The following is a 6,411-nucleotide window of genomic DNA, read 5'->3' on the forward strand; positions in this document are numbered from 1 at the left end:
AGTCAAATTCTTTAAATTATTATTAAATTCAGAGCTTTTTTTGGTTTTTATGCTAGGCATTAATCAGTTATCAGTTATCAGATCCTGAAGGGCGCTGATAACTGAAATGTCCCCCCACATCTCCTATATCTCCCACTTCCTAAGATAAATAAAGATGAATCAGCTTAAAACTGTTGCTTTATTGGGTTTACTAGCTGGTTTACTTGTGGCTATTGGCTACGCGATCGGTGGTCAGGATGGTGCTTTAATTGGTTTAGAGGTCAACTAATGATAAGCTATCAGAGAGAACCCCCTCTTTTTTGCTTTTTCTAGCTTGGTATGAAACCGTGATCAACTCTGAAGAAAAAAGACCGACTTGGGACGAATATTTTTTAATGATCGCTAAATTAGCCGCCACCAGATCCACCTGTTTAGCTTTTCCCGTCGGTGCGGTAATTGTCAAAGATCGGCAGGTTTTAGCCACGGGTTACAATGGTTCGCCATCGGGAACGGTTCATTGTACTGCCCAGGGTTTTTGTTATCCCGGTTTGGGAACCTGTCGAGAATCCGGAGAAATTCCCTCTAGAGCAATTCATGCCGAAGCTAATGCGATCGCTCAAGCGGCCAAACACGGTATTTCTACCCAAGGAGCTAGTATTTACGTTACTTTAGAACCCTGTATTTCCTGTTTAAAACTAATTATTTCTTCGGGAATTAAAGAAGTTTTTTACGAAGCGGATTTTAATAGTGGGACAAAAGCAATGTTAAGGGATTCTTTTCTGGAAACGGGGATTATTAAATATAAAAAGATTTATTTATCAGCAGAAATGGCTAGTCATGCGGCCTTATTTTTATTAAATCCCATTTCGATCGATCTCAGGTAGTTATTATCAGGATGGTAATTACTAGGAAAAATCTCTATCTAGGGTTTGCGGCAAAAAGTTTTTCAGCAAACCCTAAATAGGGTCTGCTGAAAAAGTTTGTTGGTGGGGGCAGGGTGTGACCCCCCCCAACCCCCCCCGACATCGGGGGGGCAGGTGGGGTGTAGGGTGTAGGGTTTTACCGATTTTGAGGTAGTCAGTTACCTAATTTTCAGGGAAAAAGTACCTGAATTTTACCCCCGATCACTCCAATGGCTGGCACTTTTTGAGGGGAAAAAAGTCCAAAAGTCTTATCCAACAAGGTTTTTAGATTTATTCAGCAAACCCTAAATATTAGTACAAAAGCTCAGACTTTCCCCTCTCCCATGCAGTCCTACTATCCCTCGGCCATTAAGCGCAATAATTCGTCAGTGGATAGCTTGCCGCTGGCGTCGGTTCCCTCCAATAAACTATCGGCGAGATCGCGTTTATGGTGGTGCAGATCGACAATTTTTTCCTCGATCGTATCCTTGGCCACTAAGCGATAAATCGTCACCGGACGTTTTTGGCCGATGCGGTGAGCGCGATCGGAGGCCTGATCCTCCACTGCGGGATTCCACCAGGGATCAAGATGGATAACATAATCGGCTGCGGTGAGATTTAATCCTGTCCCCCCGGCTTTTAAACTAATTAAAAATACGTCCCCTTCCCCCGCTTGAAAGGCTTTCACCTGTTTCTGCCGATCGCCGGCTGGGGTACTACCATCAAGGTATTGATATTTTATCTGTCTTTGATCGAGATAACTGCGGACAATCGCTAAATGATCGACAAATTGACTAAATACCAACGCTTTATGCTGATTATCCAATAAATCATCCAGAATTTCCCCGAAACGGGACAATTTCGAGCCAGCTAAATCCAAATCTGGAGCCACTAACTGCGGGTGACAGCAGGCCCGGCGTAATTTCATGATCTCTGCCAGTACCTGGAGATGTTTCGCTCCGGCGGTACTGTCACTCTCGCTTAATTTCTCCAAAGCACGCCGCCGTAAGGCCTCGTAAAATGCCTTCTCCTCGACGCTTAACTCGATCGGGACTAAAATCTCGGTACGGGGCGGTAATTCCGCCAGAACTTGGTTTTTGGTGCGCCGGAGAAGGAAAGGCCGCACCAGTTTTTTTAACTGTTCGCGAGCGGTTTTATCGCCGTATTTTTCGATCGGGGTGGCGAAACGGCGATCAAAACTTTCCAAGGAGCCCAACAATCCGGGGTTAATAAAACGGAAAAGATTCCATAATTCCCCTAAATGATTCTCGATCGGTGTTCCCGTGGTGATTAGTTTAAAATCCCCCCGCAGATTCATCGCTGCTTTCGATCGCTTGGTGGAGAAATTCTTAATCGCTTGGGCCTCATCGAGAACGATTGTTCGCCATTCCACCCCGGCCAACATGGTGGCCACTTCTTCCTGCTGTAATAACCCATAGCTACAGACCAACAGATCAAAAGGTTGCAGTCGATCGAGTAGTGCTTGCCGATCGCCTGTACCCAATTGGATGATATTTAAGGTAGGTGCGAACCTTTCCGCCTCACTAATCCAGTTCAAACATACTGAAGTAGGAGCGATCGCTAAAGTCGGTCCCTCCGAGGCGCGGGTAAGGATCACTGCCAGAGCCTGTAAAGTTTTCCCTAATCCCATATCATCGGCCAAACAGGCCCCGGCCCCCCACCGGGCCAGCCTAGCTAACCAGCGAAAGCCTTCCAATTGATAGTCGCGCAATTCTGCCTGTAGAGTTGAGGGGACTTCTGGGGTAAAATCCTGACTCTCCTGAAAGCGTTGTAAATTATCGCGCCAACGTTTATCGGCCTTGAGTTGTCCCACTTCCTCGGTGAGTTCCGAGAGAATCGGGGCAGCGAAGGGATGAAACCGCAAACCGTCGCCGGACTTTTCCGAGAAAGCGCGCATTTCCTGTAACCGTTCCCGAAATGCCTCGGTTAGGGCGAGAAATTGACCATCTCCGAGGGGAATAAACCGCCCCGGCGCTCCCTCTAGCAATTTCATCAACTCCTGCATACTCAGCACCGATTTCTCCTCTAGGTGCAGTTCACCACTGACGGCAAACCAATCCCGTTGACTGTGGATATTTAGGTGTAGGTCTTGTAATCGAAGCTGACGCGACACCCGCCATTTTTCCCCTTCCGGCCATTCCACAAGGACGCTATCGCTTAATTCCCGCAATTCCAGCAGTAGATCTAGACAATCCTCTGGATTTTCTAGCCGCCATTCCCCATTTTCTTCCTCAAAACTGATCAGGATCGGACAAGAATCGATCGCTGTTTGGGCCAGTTTTTTCTCTAGGGCTAGATCTCTGGTGGTTTGCAGCCGTTCCCCCTCGATTTCGGCGATTACTGTTTCTCCCCCTTTTCCAGGCTGGAAATAGGGACCGGCTGCCCCAAAAGGACGGCTGAGAACCGCCACTTTTAAACCCTCTCCGGCCGGTAAGAGATGAATCCGGGGTTGACTATCGGCTGCCACTGACCGGGCTGCTTTTCCTCCCCCGATATCGGAATGTACTGTCACGATCCCGGACAGGGAATTGATCGCGCCCAGGACTTTTTCCCGGCCCTTGTCGGGGACTTCTAGGCGGTTGCTTTTGCCGATAATGTCGGCGATGCTTCGGTGTTCCGGCTTGACTTCGATTACCTTAACGCGAGTGGGGGTTTCTTTCCAAATCAGCACTTCTTGGCGATCGCTGAGATCGGGCAGTAAAGACAGGATTAATTTACCCGATTTTCCCTTTCTTACTCGCAATTCCGGTTCCCCAGCGACGATTTCTACCCGCGTTCCGGGGGAATCTTCCCAGAACACCAGGGGATGACCGATCAGTTCGATAATGGCCCGGCGCTCAAAGTGATACTCGTTCTGGCCATAGTAACTGGATTCCACGAAGATATGGGCGCAAATTTTCAGGTCTTGCGGGGTTAAATAGTCAATTTCCCCAGTTTTTCGCAGACGTTTAAGGGAGACGGGACGGCCGCGACTCCAATTGCCCCGCGCGTCGAGTTTCTGTTCTTTTGGTTGCAGGAAATAATCCTCGGAATGGATAGTGATAAACCAAGCAAGGCGGACGACGGGGTTAGATTTACCCGGGGTTGGTGTTGGCGCGCACAGATTAGTCAAGGCATTCAGGCACAGTTGCCAAGCTTCTTGGGGTTCGATCGCATCTACCAGGGGGGAAGGGAGATGCCATTTTATAACCACCTCCGCTTCCGGCGCTCGATCGAGTCGGGACAGTAGGGCCCCGGTTTCTAGGGCTAACCAATGGTAGCCAGCCGCCTTGGCATCTTTGTAGAGGGGCAAGAGTAGCCGGGGCAGATGTTTTTTAGCGATGTCGCTACTCATCCAGTAGAGACAGATACTACAGATAAGAGTCTCTAGACCCTGGCCCATTTGGTAGGGATTGATCGTCGCGTCGATGATTGCGTCTTTGGCCTGCATATCTCCCTGACGGGCAGCGATGATTTTTTCCAGACGGGCATAGATAGGACTGAAAGGATGATCGTTTTGACGCGTCACCCAACTGATATAGCTGGCGGCTTCGGCGAGACGTTCGGGGGTTCCTTCTTTGAGGAGGGCGAAAATAAAGGAGAAGCCGCTAATCGAAGAAAAATAGATTTTTTGTTTTCCTTTGGCTTTTTTTAGGGCTTTAAGGGCGAGGGTATATTCTTGGATCGCTTTGCTGTTTTCCCCGCCCAGAAAGGCAATCCAACCCCGTATCGCCCCGATTGCTGCTGCTTGGTTTTCCGGGAAGGGGCGATCGAGATACCGACGCACTTTATCGCTTTGTCCTCGGATGATTGCCTGTTCGAGCCACAAATGGGCTTCGGAAACACTGGTCTGGTCTTGACAGAGTTCTTCTAGGAGGGAAAAAGCTCCATCGGCGCGAGTTATTTTTTCAAAAGCCTTGACAAGAATGCTATTTAGTGCTATTGCTTGAAATTTGGTCGGTTGCGTCCGTAACCAATCCCCATCGAAGGGGTTATCGTAGATGAGGATAAGAAGGTCTTCTAGGCTGGTTTTTGAGGAAGAATAGCTGGTTTTCTGATAATCGGCGATTTGTTGTTCGATCGAGTCGAAATCCTGACGATAGATGGCCAGACGGATTTCTCGGATTAATTGCTCTTTTCCCTGAAAAACTAGGCTTTCATCCCAACGAGTTCGGGGTTGCGCCAGTTTTGCCTTGATAATCTCGGCAAAACGCTTGAATTCTCCCTTACTAACGCTATCACGGCTGGCAATCTCGACGAGGAGGGGATGACAGCGCGGCCCGTAGCCTTTGTCCTGGGTGATCACTTCTGCTTCTAGGAGGAGATCTAAATGGGATTTCAGGGTTTGGCCGTTAAATCGCCGGTTGTTCTCGTCGCGGTAATGAGCTTGATTTAAACAGTCTAGAAAAGTGCTGCGGGCGATCGGTTCATAGATTAGGGAAAAAAAACGGACGATCACCTGATCTAGTGCCGATAATTGTTGGTAGCGTTCGATGAGTTGACGGCGGATTTGCTCTATATCTTGCATATTCGGTTATATTCGCTGATAATCCTAATCTTTTTGCGGGGATATGACTGCAATTTATGGACGGGTTTCCAAAAAAGGTTCGATATCGATCGGGAACCAATCCCCGTCTAATACCTGTTCGAGAGTGAATATAGACTCTAGGGGAATCGCGTTTTTATCGACTATCCGCGCGTTAATCAGGGATTTTCTGGCGGTTACATAGGCTTTTTTCCAAGAATCGCGGGCATGGTTGACGAGGGTGGCACTATCTATTTTTTGTTCTAATTGCGATCGGAAAGCCGCAATCTCCACTATCCAATGACGGGCATTCCGTTCTTTTTCCGATTCCCAATAGGATAGTTTTAGCAAGTGTTCGATTAAAACGGTTAATAAACTCGTTATTGCCTGTCTCTCGCTTTTTCCCATGCACTCCACTTCCTCGATCAGGTTTTCCCAGTCCACCCGGTCAAACTCTTTCCGCTTTAACAGTTCGGCGGTTTTTTCTGTCCAGAGAACAAAATCTTCTTCGTAGAGAGCGGTCATCATAGATTTCTCATCCCGACCGGGAGCGCGGGGTAATGGCTCGATTATAACGCTCGATCGCTATCCTCGATCAGCTTCTAGTCTGGGGAATTTTTGTCAAGTTAGAGATTTATCTCATAGCACAAGTTGTTTTTTTTGTCAAAAAAAATTTTCCTTTTTAACAAAAGTACACAAATATTTTGAGCAACCTTATTGACGATGTTATTTTGGGACTAGAGGGGAAAGATAACGTCGCTGCTAGAATTTAATTTTCAGACAAATAACCTCAGAGCAGAAATTATGACCTTTACACCAGCTATTGATCCAGATATTGAATACCCCGATAGTGACGGTAAACTTATGGCCGATAATACCGAACAATACGAATGGATCGTGAAAATCAAAGAAAATCTAGAGATTATTTTTGCTAATTCTCCTCGGGTTTTTATTGCCGGAGATCTGCTGTGGTATCCCGTCCAAGATAAGAAAATTACTGGACCG

General features: G+C 47.5%; 3 protein-coding genes and 1 pseudogene. 2 read left to right on the top strand and 2 right to left on the bottom strand.

The window, feature by feature from the left end:
• Positions 1–326: 326 nt before the first annotated feature.
• The gene (locus IM515_RS14185; protein WP_043995593.1) at positions 327–863 is read left to right on the top strand and encodes a deoxycytidylate deaminase; all 537 of its coding nucleotides are present in this window, start codon (positions 327–329) and stop codon (positions 861–863) included.
• A 373-nt stretch (positions 864–1,236) separates the two neighbouring features.
• Here IM515_RS14185 and IM515_RS14190 read toward each other — a convergent pair whose 3' ends face one another.
• Entirely contained in the window at positions 1,237–5,409 is a 4,173-nt protein-coding gene (locus IM515_RS14190; protein ID WP_287627362.1) for a DEAD/DEAH box helicase, read from the bottom strand.
• Positions 5,410–5,463: 54 nt separating this feature from the next.
• A complete protein-coding gene (locus tag IM515_RS14195; RefSeq protein ID WP_287627360.1) occupies positions 5,464–5,934 on the bottom strand; it encodes a DUF29 domain-containing protein in 471 nt (156 codons plus the stop codon).
• A 276-nt stretch (positions 5,935–6,210) separates the two neighbouring features.
• Between IM515_RS14195 and IM515_RS14200 the strand changes: the two are divergent.
• Positions 6,211–6,411, top strand: a pseudogene (locus IM515_RS14200) (Uma2 family endonuclease); the annotation flags it as partial.

The sequence above is a fragment of the Microcystis sp. M44BS1 genome, from assembly GCF_020244875.1.
Classification (GTDB): domain Bacteria; phylum Cyanobacteriota; class Cyanobacteriia; order Cyanobacteriales; family Microcystaceae; genus Microcystis; species Microcystis panniformis.